Source organism: Streptomyces sp. NPDC094448, from assembly GCF_044763775.1.
GTDB lineage: Bacteria > Actinomycetota > Actinomycetes > Streptomycetales > Streptomycetaceae > Streptomyces.
The window spans coordinates 267,180-282,737 of sequence record NZ_JBIWGU010000008.1 but is presented as its reverse complement, the minus strand read 5'-3'; the positions used below and the strand labels follow the sequence as shown (position 1 = coordinate 282,737).

13 protein-coding genes are annotated in these 15,558 nt (G+C 71.4%); 8 read left to right on the top strand and 5 right to left on the bottom strand.

Going from position 1 to position 15,558, the window contains the following annotated elements:
* Nucleotides 1–4: 4 nt before the first annotated feature.
* The 5 genes from ACIQ9E_RS17865 to ACIQ9E_RS17845 form a co-directional block, all read right to left on the bottom strand.
* On the bottom strand, nt 5–1,135 hold the full coding sequence (locus tag ACIQ9E_RS17865) for a 2-oxoacid:ferredoxin oxidoreductase subunit beta (protein ID WP_403707827.1): 1,131 nt from the start codon (nt 1,133–1,135) through the stop codon (nt 5–7).
* Nucleotides 1,128–3,134: a 2-oxoacid:acceptor oxidoreductase subunit alpha gene (locus ACIQ9E_RS17860; protein ID WP_403707825.1), complete on the bottom strand. Its 2,007-nt coding sequence runs from the start codon at nt 3,132–3,134 to the stop codon at nt 1,128–1,130. Before ACIQ9E_RS17860 ends, ACIQ9E_RS17865 begins: the two co-directional genes overlap by 8 nt.
* Nucleotides 3,135–3,384: 250 nt before the next feature.
* A complete protein-coding gene (locus tag ACIQ9E_RS17855) occupies nt 3,385–4,044 on the bottom strand; it encodes a LuxR C-terminal-related transcriptional regulator (protein ID WP_403708156.1) in 660 nt (219 codons plus the stop codon).
* Nucleotides 4,045–4,879: 835 nt separating this feature from the next.
* Nucleotides 4,880–6,211, bottom strand: coding sequence for a sensor histidine kinase (locus tag ACIQ9E_RS17850; protein ID WP_403707823.1), 1,332 nt, complete (start codon nt 6,209–6,211; stop codon nt 4,880–4,882).
* A gap of 129 nt (nt 6,212–6,340) precedes the next feature.
* A complete protein-coding gene (locus ACIQ9E_RS17845; protein WP_403707821.1) occupies nt 6,341–7,804 on the bottom strand; it encodes a sensor domain-containing protein in 1,464 nt (487 codons plus the stop codon).
* A gap of 188 nt (nt 7,805–7,992) precedes the next feature.
* Here ACIQ9E_RS17845 and ACIQ9E_RS17840 point away from each other — a divergent pair, with 188 nt between their 5' ends.
* The 8 genes from ACIQ9E_RS17840 to ACIQ9E_RS17805 are packed head-to-tail and all read left to right on the top strand — an operon-like array spanning nt 7,993 to nt 15,557.
* A complete protein-coding gene (locus ACIQ9E_RS17840; RefSeq protein WP_403707819.1) occupies nt 7,993–8,403 on the top strand; it encodes an NADH-quinone oxidoreductase subunit A in 411 nt (136 codons plus the stop codon).
* On the top strand, nt 8,394–9,149 hold the full coding sequence (locus ACIQ9E_RS17835; protein ID WP_403707817.1) for an NADH-quinone oxidoreductase subunit B: 756 nt from the start codon (nt 8,394–8,396) through the stop codon (nt 9,147–9,149). The genes ACIQ9E_RS17840 and ACIQ9E_RS17835 overlap by 10 nt, the downstream gene beginning before the upstream one ends.
* Complete coding sequence (locus ACIQ9E_RS17830; RefSeq protein WP_403707815.1) at nt 9,146–10,636, top strand: NADH-quinone oxidoreductase subunit C; 1,491 nt, start codon at nt 9,146–9,148, stop codon at nt 10,634–10,636. Before ACIQ9E_RS17835 ends, ACIQ9E_RS17830 begins: the two co-directional genes overlap by 4 nt.
* A complete protein-coding gene (locus ACIQ9E_RS17825) occupies nt 10,633–11,598 on the top strand; it encodes an NADH-quinone oxidoreductase subunit H (RefSeq protein ID WP_403707813.1) in 966 nt (321 codons plus the stop codon). The genes ACIQ9E_RS17830 and ACIQ9E_RS17825 overlap by 4 nt, the downstream gene beginning before the upstream one ends.
* A gap of 2 nt (nt 11,599–11,600) precedes the next feature.
* Nucleotides 11,601–12,347, top strand: coding sequence for a 4Fe-4S binding protein (locus tag ACIQ9E_RS17820; protein WP_403707812.1), 747 nt, complete (start codon nt 11,601–11,603; stop codon nt 12,345–12,347).
* Nucleotides 12,344–13,144 carry an NADH-quinone oxidoreductase subunit J gene (locus ACIQ9E_RS17815; RefSeq protein WP_403707810.1) on the top strand — a complete coding sequence of 267 codons (801 nt, stop codon included), beginning with the start codon at nt 12,344–12,346 and terminating at the stop codon, nt 13,142–13,144. Before ACIQ9E_RS17820 ends, ACIQ9E_RS17815 begins: the two co-directional genes overlap by 4 nt.
* Complete coding sequence (nuoK, locus tag ACIQ9E_RS17810; protein ID WP_403707809.1) at nt 13,144–13,548, top strand: NADH-quinone oxidoreductase subunit NuoK; 405 nt, start codon at nt 13,144–13,146, stop codon at nt 13,546–13,548. Before ACIQ9E_RS17815 ends, nuoK begins: the two co-directional genes overlap by 1 nt.
* Nucleotides 13,545–15,557, top strand: a complete 2,013-nt coding sequence (locus tag ACIQ9E_RS17805; protein WP_403707807.1) for an NADH-quinone oxidoreductase subunit L — start codon at nt 13,545–13,547, stop codon at nt 15,555–15,557. The genes nuoK and ACIQ9E_RS17805 overlap by 4 nt, the downstream gene beginning before the upstream one ends.
* Nucleotide 15,558: the final 1 nt, after the last annotated feature.

Here is a 15,558-nt window from a genome sequence, read left to right as displayed (position 1 = left end):
CGGATCAGCCGACGACGGTCCAGGTGTCGTTGCCCGCGAGCAGCGAAGCCAGGTCGCCCTTGCCCCGCTGCTCCACGGCCTGGTCGAGCTGGTCGGCCATGAGGGTGTCGTACACCGGTCGCCGGACCGAGCGCAGCACACCGATCGGGGTGTGGTGGAGGGTGTCCGCGTCCGCCAGCCGGGAGAGCGCGAAGGCGGTGGTCGGCGAGGCGCTGTGCGCATCGTGGACCAGGATCCGGGGCTCGTTCTCCGGGGTGACCTCGACGACTTCCAGATCACCCGTCGCCTGGTTCCGGACGACGCCCTTGGCGCCGTCGGCGCCGAAGCGGATCGGCTCTCCGTGCTCCAGCCGGATCACCGCCTCCTCGGCCTGCTGCTTGTCCTTGAGGACCTCGAAGGCGCCGTCGTTGAAGATATTGCAGTTCTGGTAGATCTCCACCAGCGCCGTGCCCTCGTGGTCGGCGGCGGCACGCAGGACCGAGGTGAGGTGCTTGCGGTCGGAGTCGACGGTCCGGGCGACAAAGGTGGCCTCCGCGCCCAGCGCCAGCGACACCGGGTTGAAGGGGGCGTCCAGGGAGCCCATCGGGGTCGACTTGGTGATCTTGCCGACCTCGGAGGTGGGGCTGTACTGGCCCTTGGTCAGACCGTAGATCCGGTTGTTGAACAGCAGGATCTTCAGATTGACGTTCCGCCGGAGGGCGTGGATGAGGTGGTTGCCCCCGATGGAGAGCGCATCGCCGTCACCGGTGACCACCCAGACGCTCAGATCGCGGCGGGACGAGGAGAGCCCGGTCGCGATGGCCGGCGCCCGGCCGTGGATGGAGTGCATCCCGTAGGTGTTCATGTAGTACGGGAAACGGGAGGAGCAGCCGATCCCGGAGACGAAGACGATGTTCTCCTTGGCGAGGCCGAGTTCGGGCATGAAGCCCTGGACGGCCGCGAGGATCGCATAGTCACCGCAGCCGGGGCACCAGCGGACCTCCTGGTCCGACTTGAAGTCCTTCATGGACTGCTTGGCCTCGGCCTTGGGCACCAGGGAGAGCAGACCCGAGGCGGCGCCGGTCCCGGGGGGCACCGCCCCCGCGGCGGCCGGAGCCGTCGGCGCGGTCGCGGGATGCGCGGCGGTCTCAGTCATCAATGGCCTCCTTGAGAACCGTGGCCAGCTGCTCGGCCTTGAACGGCATGCCGTTGACCTGGTTGAAGCTGTGCGCGTCGACGAGGTACTTCGCCCGGATCAGGGTGGCGAGCTGCCCCAGGTTCATCTCCGGAACCACCACCTTGCGGTAACGCCCGAGTACCTCGCCCAGGTTTCCCGGGAAGGGGTTGAGGTGACGCAGATGGGCCTGCGCGATCGGCGCGCCCGCGGCGCGCAGCCGGCGGACCGCGGCGGTGATCGGGCCGTACGTCGAGCCCCAGCCGAGCACCAGGGTGGTCGCGCCGTCCGGGTCGTCGACCTCCAGATCGGGCACGGCGACTCCGTCGATCTTGGCCTGGCGGGTGCGGACCATGAAGTCGTGGTTGGCCGGGTCGTACGAGATATTGCCCGTGCCGTCCTGCTTCTCGATGCCGCCGATCCGGTGTTCGAGGCCGGGGGTGCCGGGCACGGCCCACGGGCGGGCCAGGGTCTCGGGGTCCCGCTTGTAGGGCCAGAAGACCTCGGTGCCGTCGGCCAGTTCGTGGTTGGGGCCGGTGGCGAGGCGGACCCGCAGATCGGGCAGCTCGTCCGGCTCCGGGATCCGCCACGGCTCGGAGCCGTTGGCCAGATAGCCGTCCGAGAGCAGAAAGACCGGGGTCCGGTAGGCCAGGGCGATCCGGGCGGCGTCGATGGCCGCGTCGAAGCAGTCGGCGGGGGTGCGGGGGGCGACCACGGGCACCGGCGCCTCGCCGTTCCGCCCGTACATCGCCTGGAGCAGATCCGCCTGCTCGGTCTTGGTGGGCAGACCGGTGGAGGGACCGCCGCGCTGGATGTCCACGATCAGCAGCGGCAGCTCCAGGGAGACCGCCAGACCGATCGTCTCGGACTTCAGCGCCACACCGGGGCCGGAGGTCGTCGTCACCGCGAGCGCCCCGCCGAACGCGGCGCCGAGCGCCGCGCCGATCCCGGCGATCTCGTCCTCCGCCTGGAACGTCCGCACACCGAAGTTCTTGTGCTTGGACAGCTCGTGGAGGATGTCGGAGGCCGGGGTGATCGGGTAGGAGCCCAGATACAGCGGCAGATCCGCCTGCCGGGCGGCGGCGATCAGCCCCAGCGAGAGGGCGAGGTTGCCGGAGATGTTCCGGTAGGTCCCGGTGGGGAAGGCCTTGGTGGCAGGCGCCACCTCGTAGGAGACGGCGAAGTCCTCCGTCGTCTCGCCGAAGTTCCAGCCGGCCCGGAAGGCGGCGATATTGGCCTCGGCGATCTGCGGCTTCTTGGCGAACTTGGTCCGCAGGAAGCTCTCCGTGCCCTCGGTGGGGCGGTGGTACATCCAGCTCAGCAGTCCGAGCGCGAACATGTTCTTGCTGCGCTCGGCCTCCTTGCGGGAGAGCCCGAAGTCCTTCAGCGCCTCGATGGTGAGCGTCGTCAACGGCACCGGGTGGACGTTGTAGGCGTCGAGGGTGCCGTCTTCCAGCGGGGAGGCCTCGTAGCCGACCTTGGCCATCGCCCGCTTGGCGAACTCGTCCGTGTTGACGATGATCTCGCCACCGCGCGGCACATCGGCGAGGTTCGCCTTGAGGGCGGCCGGGTTCATCGCGACCAGCACATTGGGGGCGTCGCCGGGGGTGAGGATGTCGTGGTCGGCGAAGTGCAGCTGGAAGCTGGAGACGCCGGGCAGGGTTCCGGCAGGGGCGCGGATCTCGGCCGGGAAGTTCGGCAGCGTGGAGAGGTCGTTCCCGAAGGAAGCGGTCTCGGAGGTGAAACGGTCTCCCGTGAGCTGCATACCGTCGCCGGAGTCGCCCGCGAACCGGATGATCACCCGGTCCAGCTTGCGGACCTCCTTCACCGGCACCGCGCTTTCACCGGCGGCCGGGGCGGTGTCCGCTTCGGCCGCGGAGGCGCATGGTCCACCGACAACCGTCTCGCTGGCGTCGCCGGCCCCGCTGACCCCGTCGGCCTCGTCGGCATGCTCGGCTGGGCTACTGACCTGGCTGGTCACTGAACTGGACCTCCCTTGAGGCGGCTGCTGGGGCCGGCCGTCCCACTGGCCGTTCCTCGTGCAACCCTACGTCGGTAAGGGTCACCTTCCCCGTGCCGCTCATATGCTGGACTGGAATGTGAGACGCCTCTTTGTCCTGGTCTGTCATATTTCACCCCGCCTCGGGGGCTGACCGGGCCGGACACTCCCGGCTCGTACTTTGGTAGTAGGACCCGTCTCCCCGTGCGGTATCTGACGGGCTATCAGTTCGCTAGGAATTGAGATAGGTGAGCACGGCCAGCACCCGGCGGTGATCCCCGTCACTGGGGGAGAGCCCGAGCTTCTGGAAGATGTTGCTCACATGCTTCTCGACCGCGCCCTCGCTCACCACCAGCTGCTTCGCGATCGCCGAATTCGTCCGCCCCTCGGCCATCAGACCGAGGACCTCCCGCTCCCGCGGTGTCAGTTTGGCCAGCACATCCTGCTTCCGGCTGCGGCCCAGCAGCTGGGCCACGACCTCGGGGTCCAGTGCCGTCCCCCCGCCGGCCACCCGTACCACCGCGTCCACGAACTCGCGGACCTCGGCCACCCGGTCCTTCAGCAGATAGCCCACGCCCCGGCTGCTGCCCGCCAGCAGCTCCGTCGCGTACCGCTCCTCCACGTACTGGGAGAGGACGAGGACTCCTATGCCCGGATGGTCCCGGCGCAGCCGCACCGCCGCCCGGACCCCCTCGTCCGTGTGTGTCGGCGGCATCCGCACATCGGCCACCACCACGTCCGGCAGCGTCCCCGCCGCGGCCAGGTCGCTCACCGTCTTGACCAGCGCGTCCCCGTCGCCCACCCCGGCGACCACATCATGGCCGCGATCGGTCAGCAGCCTCGTCAGCCCTTCGCGGAGCAGCACCGAGTCCTCGGCGATGACCACCCGCACCCTGTTGTCTGCCACCACAGCCCCGTTCCCCCACACATTCGATCCATCCCGGTCCGTCTGCTTGCGACCACCAGCATCCCAGTATCGGGACGGACCCGGGAAAGCCTGTGGATAACTCACCGGCTCAGGGGGAACCGGGGGCCGGAGAAGAACGGACCAGGGGGCAAGGTGCGTGGTGCCGCTGGGGCGAGGGTGAGGGCCTGCGTACGGAAGGGGCGGGTACCTTACGGGTCCGTACGCCAGAAAGCCGGTGCCCCCCCGCCGCGCCGACCGCACGGCGATGCACCGGCTCAACGGCCGCTCCCCCGGAGCGGTCCCTGAACAGGCGGCAGCCGGGGGAGCTCCGGAGCCCGGGGGAGGCGCTGGAACCAGGGGCGACCGCCGGGTCATTCAGCCCCGCAGCCCCGCAGCCCCGTAGGTCCGTAGGTCCGGCGGGCCCCGCAGCCCGGTTGCCCGGAAGTTCCGCGGTCCCCACGGGCTCCGCGGCCCTGCAGTCCCGGCCGCCTTGCCCTGCTGTTCCGCTGTCCCGCGCGGGCGGGCACGGGTTCCGCGTGGCCGGGCACGGGTCCTGCGCGGGTGGGCGCGGGTCCCGCGCGGCCGGGCACGGAGCCCGGCAGTGGCCGGCCCGCCGGGGAGCGGCAGCACGGGCGGCGGCCCGATCACCGGCATCAGCGCAGCGGCCGGGCCCGCCGGGGGAGCGGCGGGCGCCGGGCCTCCCCGGACCTGGCGCGACCGACGCCCCGGATGACCCCGGCGAGATACAGCGAACCCCTGCCCCTGCGGTTTCTGCGGTTCCCACGGCACCGGGTCCGGCCCGCGGGCCGCAGGCCGGAGGTCACCCCCGCCAGGGCAGCTCCGCGGTCACCATGGTGGGCCCGCCGGCCGGGGAGTCGACCGCGAGAACGCCGTCGACCGAGTCCAGCCGCTCCGCCAGCCCTGCGAGCCCGCTGCCTGCGGTCACATCGGCACCGCCCTGTCCGTCGTCGCCGACCTGAATCATGAGCCGGTTCTCCGACCGCCACACCTCGACGGTCGCCTTGCGGGCCCGGGAGTGCTTGCTGACGTTCTGCAGAAGCTCCGAGACGGTGAAGTAGGCGATGCCCTCGATCGCCGCGGCCGGCCGCGAGTCCAGATCCACGTCCACCGCCACCGGGACGGTGCAGCGGGAGGCGACGGAGGAGAGCGCGGCGTCGAGTCCGCGGTCGGTGAGGACCGCCGGATGGATGCCACGGGCCAGATCGCGCAGCTCCTGAAGTGCGATCTTGACCTCGCCGTGGGCCTCGTCGACCATCGCCGCCGCGGCGTCCGGGTCCTCCAGCAGCTTCTCCTTCGCCAGCCCGAGGTCCATGGCGAGGGCCACCAGCCGGGCCTGGGCGCCGTCGTGCAGATCACGCTCTATTCGGCGCAGGTCCGCGGCGGCGGTGTCGACCACGATCCCCCGGTCCGACTCCAGCTCCACCACCCGCTCCGCCAGCTTCGACGGGCCCAGCAGCCCCGAGACCATGATCCGGTCCACATAGGCGAAGCCCCGGATCAGCCATGCCGAGACCAGCACCGTCGCCAGACCGGCCACCGAGGTCACGGCCATCTCGAACGGTGTGTCCAGGAACAGCTCCGTGTCCTTGCCGTCGCCGTAGAGCATGATGCCCGGCTGGTCCCAGTAGGTCGGAAACATCCACCGCCACAGCGGATACAGCAGCAGCGACCAGCCCGTGACCCAGGCCGTCAGTACGACCGTGAAGGAGGTCACCGCCCATGGGAAGTGCAGCAGTGAGTAGAGCAGCTGCCGCCAGGACGACCCGCTCTTGAGCACCGCGCCGATCCACGACATCAGCCCGTTGCCACGCGGCCGCAGCGGTTCCGGCGAGTCCACGTCGAGATCGAGCAGCAGCCGGGCCCGGCTCCGCTCCAGGGCCCCGAAGGCCCGGCAGCCCGCGAGTGCGGCCGCCAGGACGGGAACCCCGACAAAGGTGATCAGCAGCCCGGCGCTCAGCGAGACCGTCGTCACCGTGAAGGTGAAGAAGATGATGCTGACCGGCAGGCTCAGCATCACGTACCAGAACTCGCGCCACGTCCGCCCCTCGAACGGCGCGCGCAGCGCCGACGGCACGATACGACGGCGCTCGACGTGCCCTTCGTACCGCTGCATTCGATCTTCCGTTGCCATCGGGTTCGTTCCTTCTGCGATGCGGGCTGCGGTCATGAATCCAGGATGCTTCTCCGCCGACCGGGCCGACCATGGTGTTCGGGGGCCTCTTCAAAGGGGGGTTATCCCCACCCTGCCGGCGGGGCGGCCCTACCCCCGCCCACTCGTCGCCCTGCCCGCCTTCCCTGCGGCCGGCATCGCGTTCCGGTCACGCCACGGGATCTCCACCGTCACCGTCGTCGGACCGCCCACCGGGGACTCCAGCACGAACAGCCCGTCCACCGCCCCCAGCCGCTCCGCGAGGCCCGCCATGCCCGTCCCCCCGTCCAGCCGGGCACCGCCCTTCCCGTCATCCGTGACCTGGATCATCATCCGCCCCTCCACTCGCCATACATCGACGGCCGCCTGTCGCGCACCGGAGTGCTTGCTGACGTTCTGCAGAAGCTCCGAGACGGTGAAGTAGGCGATGCCTTCGATCGCCTCCGCGGGCCGCTCCGCAAGATCGACCGAGACCGCCACCGGGACGGTGCAGCGGGAGGCGACGGAGGAGAGTGCGGCGTCGAGTCCGCGGTCGGTGAGGACCGCCGGATGGATACCGCGGGCCAGATCGCGCAGTTCCTGGAGGGCGAGTTTGACCTCGCCGTGGGCCTCGTCGACCATCGCCGCCGCGGCGTCCGGGTCCTCCAGCAGCTTCTCCTTCGCCAGCCCCAGCCCCATGGCGAGGGCCACCAACCTGGCCTGGGCGCCGTCGTGCAGATCACGTTCGATCCGGCGCAGGTCCGCGGCGGCGGTGTCGACCACGATCCCCCGGTCCGACTCCAGCTCGGCGATCCGCCGCTCCAACTCGTCGGACGGCGAGAGCAGCCCCCGTACCATCGCGCGGTCGGCACTCCCCAGACCGCGGGCGAGATAGCCGAGCACAGGCCAGAGCGCCAAGAGCCCCAGCAGCGTGATCGCGAATGTCACCACGCCCCAGGGCAGCCTTATCAGGCAGTACAGCACCGCACGCCAGCCGACCGGATCCTTCAGGGCCGCCCAGAGACGGCCGAAGAACCCGTCGTCCGGGTGCGCGCCGCGCAGCGGGCTGGGCTCGTCGATCCGTACCCCCAGCAGACCGCGCGCCCGCGCCCGCTCCGATCTGCCGATCAACCGCGCCCCGGCCAGCCCCGTCGCCAGCACCGGTAGTCCGATCACCGTCACGGAGAGCGCCGTGCCCACGAGGATCGTGACGATCACGTAAACGAAGTGCAGCAGCGACAGCGGCAGATCGGCGAGGAGATGGGCGACCTCCTTCCAAGTGCGCGCGTCATAGGCGAGGCCCGGTGACGGCAGCCGCTCCGGCCCGCGGTCCGGCCCATGCCCTGACCCGTTCCGCGGCTTGTCCTTCGGCCCTTCCTTCGGCCGTTTCTTCGGTCCGTCCGTCGGCTTGTCCTTCGGCCCGTTCTGCGGCCTGTCCTGGGGTGCGCCCTTCGGCCCGGACGAACCGGGCCTGGCCCGGTGGCCCCACCCGTCGGCGGCCGCGGGGCGCCCCTTTTCGGGGCGGGACGCGGAATCGCCGGAAGACCCCTGCTCAGGGCCTCCGGCCGGGTGGGATGAGAGATGTCCGGCAGTCATAACCGTCAGCCTGCCCGGCCGGGCCACCCGGCGCCATGAGGGTAGGTCGCCGGATAAGGGTAGGGATAACCCCACCCTGGCCGACGCGACTGCTTACCTTGCTTTTAACAGGGCCTAGACTCCCGTGCGTGCGGAACGTGGTTTCCGTGTGTTTTCACAGTGGACGAGGTCAGGGAGCGAGGGCAGAGGTGCCGGAACCGACCGTGGTGGGACTCGCGGCGGAGCGGGCCGACGACTACTTCGCCGGTTACTCGGCAGTCGGGTTGCTCGCGCTGATCGGCGTGATCTTCGTGGCCGTCGCCTTCGGCGCGGGACGCCTGCTGCGGCCCGTCGTCCCGACCCCGGAGAAACTGCTCACCTACGAATGCGGAGTCGACCCGGTCGGCGAGGGCTGGGCGCACACCCAGGTCCGTTACTACGTCTACGCGTTCCTCTACGTGATCTTCGCGGTCGATTCGATCTTCCTGTTCCCCTGGGCGACGGTCTTCGCCGCGGCGGGGTACGGCGCGACGACTCTTGTGGAGATGTTCATCTTCCTCGGCTTCCTTGCCGTGGGCCTGCTGTACGCATGGAAGAAGGGCGTCCTGACATGGACGTGACCCCGCCCCACTCCGGCGCGCCGGAACCCTCCGGAACACCGGAATCCTCGGGCACCTCGGAATCCTCGGGCACCACGGAGTCTTCGGGTCCGCCGGAGTTCACCGGTCCGCCGGAGCCTTCCGGAGAGCGGCCGGATCCGGTCCTCCTCCCGGAACCCAAGCGGTTGGGGGTCCTCTCCAGGCTCGCCCCGGAACCCATGAAGGTCGTCCTGAACTGGGGCCGCCGCTACAGCCTCTGGGTCTTCAACTTCGGGCTCGCCTGCTGCGCGATCGAGTTCATCGCCGCGTCGATGTCCCGCCACGACTTCATCCGGCTCGGTGTGATCCCCTTCGCGCCCGGCCCCCGCCAGGCCGATCTGATGATCGTCTCGGGGACGGTGACGGACAAGATGGCTCCGGCCGTGAAGCGGCTGTACGAGCAGATGCCCGAGCCCAAGTACGTCATCTCCTTCGGTGCCTGCTCCAACTGCGGCGGCCCGTACTGGGACTCGTACGCGGTCACCAAGGGCGTCGACCAGATCATCCCCGTCGACGTGTACGTGCCCGGCTGCCCGCCGCGGCCCGAGGCGCTGCTCCAGGGCATCCTGAAACTCCAGGAGAAGATCGCCCAGGAATCCCTCGGCGAGCGTTACGCGGAGAAGGCCCCGGTCCGGCCCTCCGCGGCCCAACTGGGCAGCACGCTGGTCGCCCCGCCCGCGCCGGGTGGGTCGTCCGCGCCGGGTTCCGCGGAAGGCGGTGCCTCGTGACCGCCGCATACGACCGCCTCCCCGACGCGGCCGCCGTGACGGAGCTGTTCGGGCCCGAGGCCACGGCCGAATCCGCGTACGACCTGCTCACCGTCGACGTACCGGCCGCAATGTGGCTCGACGCCCTGGAAACCGCCCGCTCCACCCTGGGCTGCACGTACTTCGACTGGCTGAGCGCCGTCGACGAGCCCGGCACCGGCTTCCGGGTCTGCGCGCACCTCGCGGCCCTCCCGGACGCGCCCGGCGGCCGGGTCCGGCGGCTGCTGCTGCGCACGACGGTTCCGCACGAGGATCCCGTACTGCCGTCCGCCGTGGCGGTGTACGCGGGTGCGGAATGGCACGAGCGCGAGACGCACGAGATGTTCGGCGTCGGCTTCACCGGCCATCCGCACCTCGCCCCGCTGCTGCTGCCCGACGGTTTCGAGGGCCATCCGCTGCGCAAGGACTTCGTCCTCGCGGCCCGGGTCGTCAAGGCCTGGCCCGGTGCGAAGGAACCGGGTGAGTCCGGAGCGGGGCACGGCGGCCCCAAGCGGCGGCAGATGCTGCCGCCGGGTGTCCCCGACCCCAACGAATGGGGCCCGCTGAAGGGCCAGTTGCCCCCGGCCCCGGCCCGCCCCGCCCGTACGCCCCGTACGACGGCGGCAGCCGGTGAACGGCCCGTGCGCCGTGCCCGCACGGCCGGTGAGGGCTCCGCGAGCCAGGCACCGGGCGCGGCGGAGGGCCCGGCGGCCCCGCGCCGGTCGCGCAGCGCGAGTGAGGGCTCCGCGAGCCGGCCCACGCCGTCGGCGGAGCCCGCTCGGGAGACGCCCGTTCCGGAGACGCCGCCCCGTCCGCCGCGCCGCTCGCGCAGCGCCAGCGACGGCTCCGTCAGCCAAACCCCGGACGGCGGTACGGACGCCACCGCCCCCGCGGACGCCACCGAACCCTCCTCCACCGCAAGCACGCACCCCGCCCCGGCCCCCGGTACCCGCCGCGACCGGGCCACGGAAGACTCCGGTACGGAGCAGTCCGGCCGCCCCCGCGGTACGGACGCCCCCTGGCACCACGCCCGCCCCGCCTTCGACGACACCGCGGCCGCGGAGACCCCGGAACCCGGCGCCCGCACGACCGCATCGGAACCGGGACCGAAAACGGCACCGGAACCGGAACCGGCATCAGAACCGGCACCGGAACCAGCATCGCCATGGGAACCGGAACCAGCATCGGAACCGGCCCCGGGCGCCGCACCGGCGACCGAAGCCGCCCCGCCCGCCCCGCCCGCCGGTCCTGGCACGGGCCCCGAGACCGCGGCACCCGAACCGCAGGGCGGGCCCGCCGGCGAAGCGTCCGGCACCGGAAGCGCCGACGACGCGCCCCGTGCCGAACCGCGGCCCGCCGAGGCCCCGGAAGCTCCCTGTACCCCCTCCCGTAAAACCACTCCACCGCACCGGACCGCACCCGACGAGGGTGACGGGCCTGACGACACCGCCGGAGGCGACCCCGCGTGAACGACGCCCTCGACGTCGCCGTCCGCCTGCTGGTCGTCTTCGTCGTCTTTCTGACCTTCCCGCTGATCATCGGCCAGACCGAGCACAAGGTGATGGCGCATATGCAGGGCCGACTCGGTCCCATGTACGCCGGCGGCTTCCACGGCTGGGCCCAGCTCGTCGCCGACGGGGTGAAGTTCGCGCAGAAGGAGGACGTGGTCCCGGCCGGCGCCGACCGCCGGGTCTTCCAGCTCGCGCCCGCCGTCGCCCTGCTGCCCTACCTCCTCGTCCTCGTCGCGATCCCGATCGGCCCCGGCGAGGGCGCGGTCGGCCAGGTCGTCGACGCGGGCATCTTCTTCGTCCTCGCGATCATGGGCGTCGGGGTCCTCGGCTCGCTGATGGCGGGCTGGGCCTCGGCCAATAAGTTCTCCCTCCTCGGCGGGCTGCGCACAGCCGCCCAGCTGCTCGCCTACGAACTGCCGATGCTGCTCGCGGCAGCGTCCGTCGCCATGGCGGCGGGCACGGTCTCCCTCCCCGGCATCCTGGACGCCTTCGAGTGGTGGTGGCTGCCCTGGCAGATCACGGGCGCCGTCGTCTTCTTCGTCGCCGGTCTCGCCGAACTCCAGCGCCCTCCCTTCGATATGCCGGTCGCCGACTCGGAGATCATCTTCGGGGCGTACACCGAGTACACCGGACTGCGGTTCGCGCTCTTCCTCCTCGCCGAATACGCGGGGATCGTGGTGCTCTGCGGACTGACCACCGTCCTCTTCCTCGGCGGCTGGCACGGCCCGATGGGCGCCGACGGACTCGGCTGGGTCTGGACCCTGCTCAAGACCGCGGTCCTGGCGTTCGTCGTGATCTGGCTCCGGGTGTCCTATCCCCGGATGCGGGAGGACCAGCTCCAGCGGCTCGCCTGGACCGTCCTCGTCCCCCTCGCCCTCGCCCAGATCGCCCTCACGGGCATCGTGAAGGTGGTGATCTGACCGTGCCCCCGATCCCCGGCTCGGGCCTGGCCAAGGGCCTCGCCGTGACCCTGCGCACGATGATGCGCAAGTCCGTCACCGCGCAGTATCCGGAAGTCCAGCCCGATCTGCCGCCCCGTACCCGCGGCGTGATCGGCCTGTTCGAGGAGAACTGCACGGTCTGCATGCTGTGCGCCCGGGAGTGCCCCGACTGGTGCATCTACATCGACTCCCACAAGGAGACGATTCCGGCGGTTGCGCCCGGCGGCCGCGAGCGCAGCCGCAATGTCCTCGACCGGTTCGCGATCGACTTCTCCCTCTGCATGTACTGCGGTATCTGCATTGAGGTGTGTCCCTTCGACGCGCTGTTCTGGTCGCCGGAGTTCGAGTACGCGGAGACCGACATCCGCGAACTCACCCACGAGCGCGACAAGCTCCGCGAGTGGATGTGGACGGTGCCCGCGCCGCCCGCCCTCGACCCCGCGGCCGAGGAGCCGAAGGAGATCGCGGCGGCCCGTAAGACGGCGGAGAAGCAGGCTGCTTCCCGCGCCCAGGAGTCCACCACTCCCGTATCCGCTCCCGAAGCCCGCCCCGGCCCCGGCCGCAGCGAAACCGACCCGGACCGTCCCACCGGCCCCGGCCGCGGCGAAACCGGTCCCGGCCGCGGCGACACCGGCCCCGAACGTGGCGAGACCCGCCCCGACCGCCCCGCCGGTCCCGGATCCGCCGGACCGGCCGACCCGCCGCCCGGCGAAGGAGGTACGGCATGATCCCCTTCGCCGCCGCCGCACCCCAGGGCTTCCTCTCGCCCACCGGCGTCGAGATCGCCTTCCTCCTCGTCGGCCTGGTGACCCTCGGCGCCGCCGTCATGACCGTCACCACCCGCCAGCTGATCCACGCCGCCCTCTGGCTGGTCGTCGCCCTCGGCGGCCTCGCCGTCGAGTACCTGCTGCTCACGGCCGAGTTCATCGCCTGGGTGCAGGTCCTTATCTACGTCGGTTCCGTCGTCGTCCTCCTCCTCTTCGGACTGATGCTGACCAAGGCCCCGATCGGGCGCTCCCCGGACGCCGACTCCGGCAACCGGGCGGTGGCCCTCGCCGTCGCCGGAACCGCTGCGGCCGCCCTGGTCTGGGTGGTCGTGGACGCCTTCCGCACCACGTGGATCGACCTCGACGGCCCCGCCCAGGGCTCCACGGCGACCGCGGGCGAAATCCTCTTCCGACACTGGGTGCTCCCCTTCGAAGCCCTCTCCGTCCTGCTCCTCGCGGCACTGGTCGGCGCGATCGTGCTGTCCCGCAGACACAGCGACGACCCCGGCAACACCAGCGCTACCAGCAACCCCGGCGGAACCAACGTCACCAGCCCCACCGGCAACACGGGCCCCACCAGGCCCACAGCCGCCACCGACGCCGCCAGGAACACCGACGCCAGGAACACCGACGCCGCGAGGAACACCGGCACTGCGAGGAACATCGCTCCCGGCCCCCAGACCCCGCCCGAGGCCCGGACCCCGCGCCGCCGCGCCGGCGGATCCGCCGACGGCACGGTGACCGAGGGGGGGAACTGATGCATCTCGCCTACCCCGCCGTACTCTCCGTCCTCCTCTTCTGTACCGGCATCTACGGCGTCCTCGCCCGCCGCAACGCGATCCTCGTCCTGATGTCCGTCGAGCTGATGCTCAACGCCGTCAACCTCAACCTGGTCGCCTTCGACGTCTGGCTCCGCGACGCCCTCCACTCCGGCCAGGCCCTCACCCTCTTCACCATCGCCATCGCGGCCGCCGAGATCGGCATCGGCCTGGCGATCGTGCTGATGGTCTACCGCAACCGCGGCTCGTCCGACATCGACCGGCTCCGCGACACCGCCGAGCACCCCGACGGCCCCGGCGATTCCGGGTACGACCCCGACCACCCCGACGCGGCCGCCACCGCCGACGCCCCGGCGACGCAGAAGGCCGAGGCCACCGCGTGACCACCATCACCCTCGCCGTCCTCGTCCCCCTCCTGCCCTTCCTCGGAGCTGTCGCCGGACTGCTGCTCGGCCGCACCGCCCCCGGCTTCGTCCGGCCCCTGGCCGTGCTGCCGACCCTGGCCGCGGCAGCCCTCGCGGCCGTCGTCGCCGTCCGGCAGGGCGGCGAGGAACCGATCTCCGCGGCGACCCGGCTCACCCCCACCGGCTCCGTCCCCATCGACCTCGCCCTCTACCTCGACGGCTTCGCGGTCCTCGTCGCCGTCCTGGTCGGGGTCGTGGCGTCCTGCGTGCAGATCTACTCGACCGCCTATCTGCGCGACGACCCCCGCTACCCCTCCTACGCCGCGCTCGTCTCCCTCTTCACCTCCGCGATGCTGCTCGTCGTCTACTCCGGCGACCTGATGGTGCTCCTGGTCGGCTGGGAGATCATGGGCATCTGCTCGTACTTCCTCGTCGGCCACTACTGGGAGACCCCCGAAGCGCGGGCCGCGTCCCTGAAGGCCTTCCTGGTCACCAAGCTCGGCGATGTCCCCTTCCTGATCGGTCTGTTCGCCCTCGCCACCGATGCGGGCACCTTCCGGATCACCGGCATCCTGGACACCGTCGCCACCGGCGGCCTGGACCACCCCACCCTGGTGGCGCTGCTCCTCCTGGCCGGCGTCGCGGGCAAGTCCGCACAGTTCCCCCTGCACGTCTGGCTGCCCGACGCGATGGCGGGCCCGACCCCCGTCTCCGCGCTGATCCATGCCGCGACGATGGTCGCCGCCGGTATCTACTTCATCGCCCGGCTCCTCCCGGTCTTCGCCGCCTCCGCCGCCGCGCTCACCGTGCTGGCCGTCATGGCCGCCGTCACCATGGTCGGCTCCGGTCTGGCCGCCCTCGCACAGGACGACATCAAACGCGTCCTCGCCTACTCGACCATCGGCCAGCTCGGATACATGGCGGGCGCCCTCGCCGTCGGCGACCGTGGTGCAGCCGTCTTCCACCTCCTGTCCCACGGCGCCTTCAAGGCACTGCTGTTCCTCGCCGCCGGAGTGGTCATCCACGCAGCCGGCACCAATTCCCTCGCCGCGATGTCCCGGACGAGCGGCCTGTCCCGCCGCGCCCCGGACGCCTACTGGACGATGACCGTCGCCCTTCTCGCGCTCGCCGCCATCCCCCCCTTCGCGGGCTTCTTCTCCAAGGAAGCCGTCCTCGTCGCCGCCGAACACACCGCGCTCGGCGAATCGGGCACCGCCCCCGGCGCCGCGGGCTGGACCGTCCTGATCGCCGGACTGGTGACCGCCCTCCTCACCGCCGCCTACGCGACCCGGCTCTGGCTACTGGCCTTCCGCGGCCACGGCCCCGAAGCCCCCGACCGCGGCCGGGAACCCCTCGCCATGACCTCCGTCCTCTGGCTGCTCGCGATCCCCTCCCTCGGATTCGGCATCACCTTCGGCTGGTTCGACGGCTGGTTCGACGACCAGGGGCTGGCCCCCACCGTGACCACCGCCGTCCTCGGCACCGGCACCGCCGTCATCGGCGGACTGCTCACCTACGCCGCCTGGCGCTCCCTGCGCTCCCGCGCCGGGGTACTTCCGGACCGGGCCATCGCCTCAGCCCACGCGGCCCACCCCGACGCCCCGCCGTCGACCGTCGAAGCCGAAACCATCGCCGCCCACGCCCCGGCCTACGGCTCCGTCGCCGCCGCCCCCGACCCGGCGGACCCCGGCCGGCTCCTGCTCGGCCCACTCCACCGCCACGCCGCCACCGGCTTCCACCTCGACGCCGTCTACCACACGCTGTTCGTGCGACCCGTCCTTGCCGGCGCCGAGTTGGTCCGCTTCCTCGACCGCGAGGTGATCGACACCTACGTCCGCGGTACGGCCCTTGCGGCGAACGGCCTCGGACGGCTCGTCCGCCGCGCCCAGACCGGCAACGTCCAGACCTATGTGAGCTGGCTGCTCGCCGGCAGCGCGGCCCTGGTGATCGCGGCCGTCGCCCTCTCCACCACGAACGCGGGGTCCTGAG

Coding starts and splice junctions, on each gene's coding strand:
- nuoK (WP_403707809.1), top strand. CDS start 13,144: ATGCATCTCGCCTACCCCGCCGTACTCTCCGTCCTCCTCTTCTGTACC.
- ACIQ9E_RS17845 (WP_403707821.1), bottom strand. CDS start 7,804: ATGACTGCCGGACATCTCTCATCCCACCCGGCCGGAGGCCCTGAGCAG.
- ACIQ9E_RS17865 (WP_403707827.1), bottom strand. CDS start 1,135: ATGACTGAGACCGCCGCGCATCCCGCGACCGCGCCGACGGCTCCGGCC.
- ACIQ9E_RS17835 (WP_403707817.1), top strand. CDS start 8,394: ATGGACGTGACCCCGCCCCACTCCGGCGCGCCGGAACCCTCCGGAACA.
- ACIQ9E_RS17850 (WP_403707823.1), bottom strand. CDS start 6,211: ATGGCAACGGAAGATCGAATGCAGCGGTACGAAGGGCACGTCGAGCGC.
- ACIQ9E_RS17815 (WP_403707810.1), top strand. CDS start 12,344: ATGATCCCCTTCGCCGCCGCCGCACCCCAGGGCTTCCTCTCGCCCACC.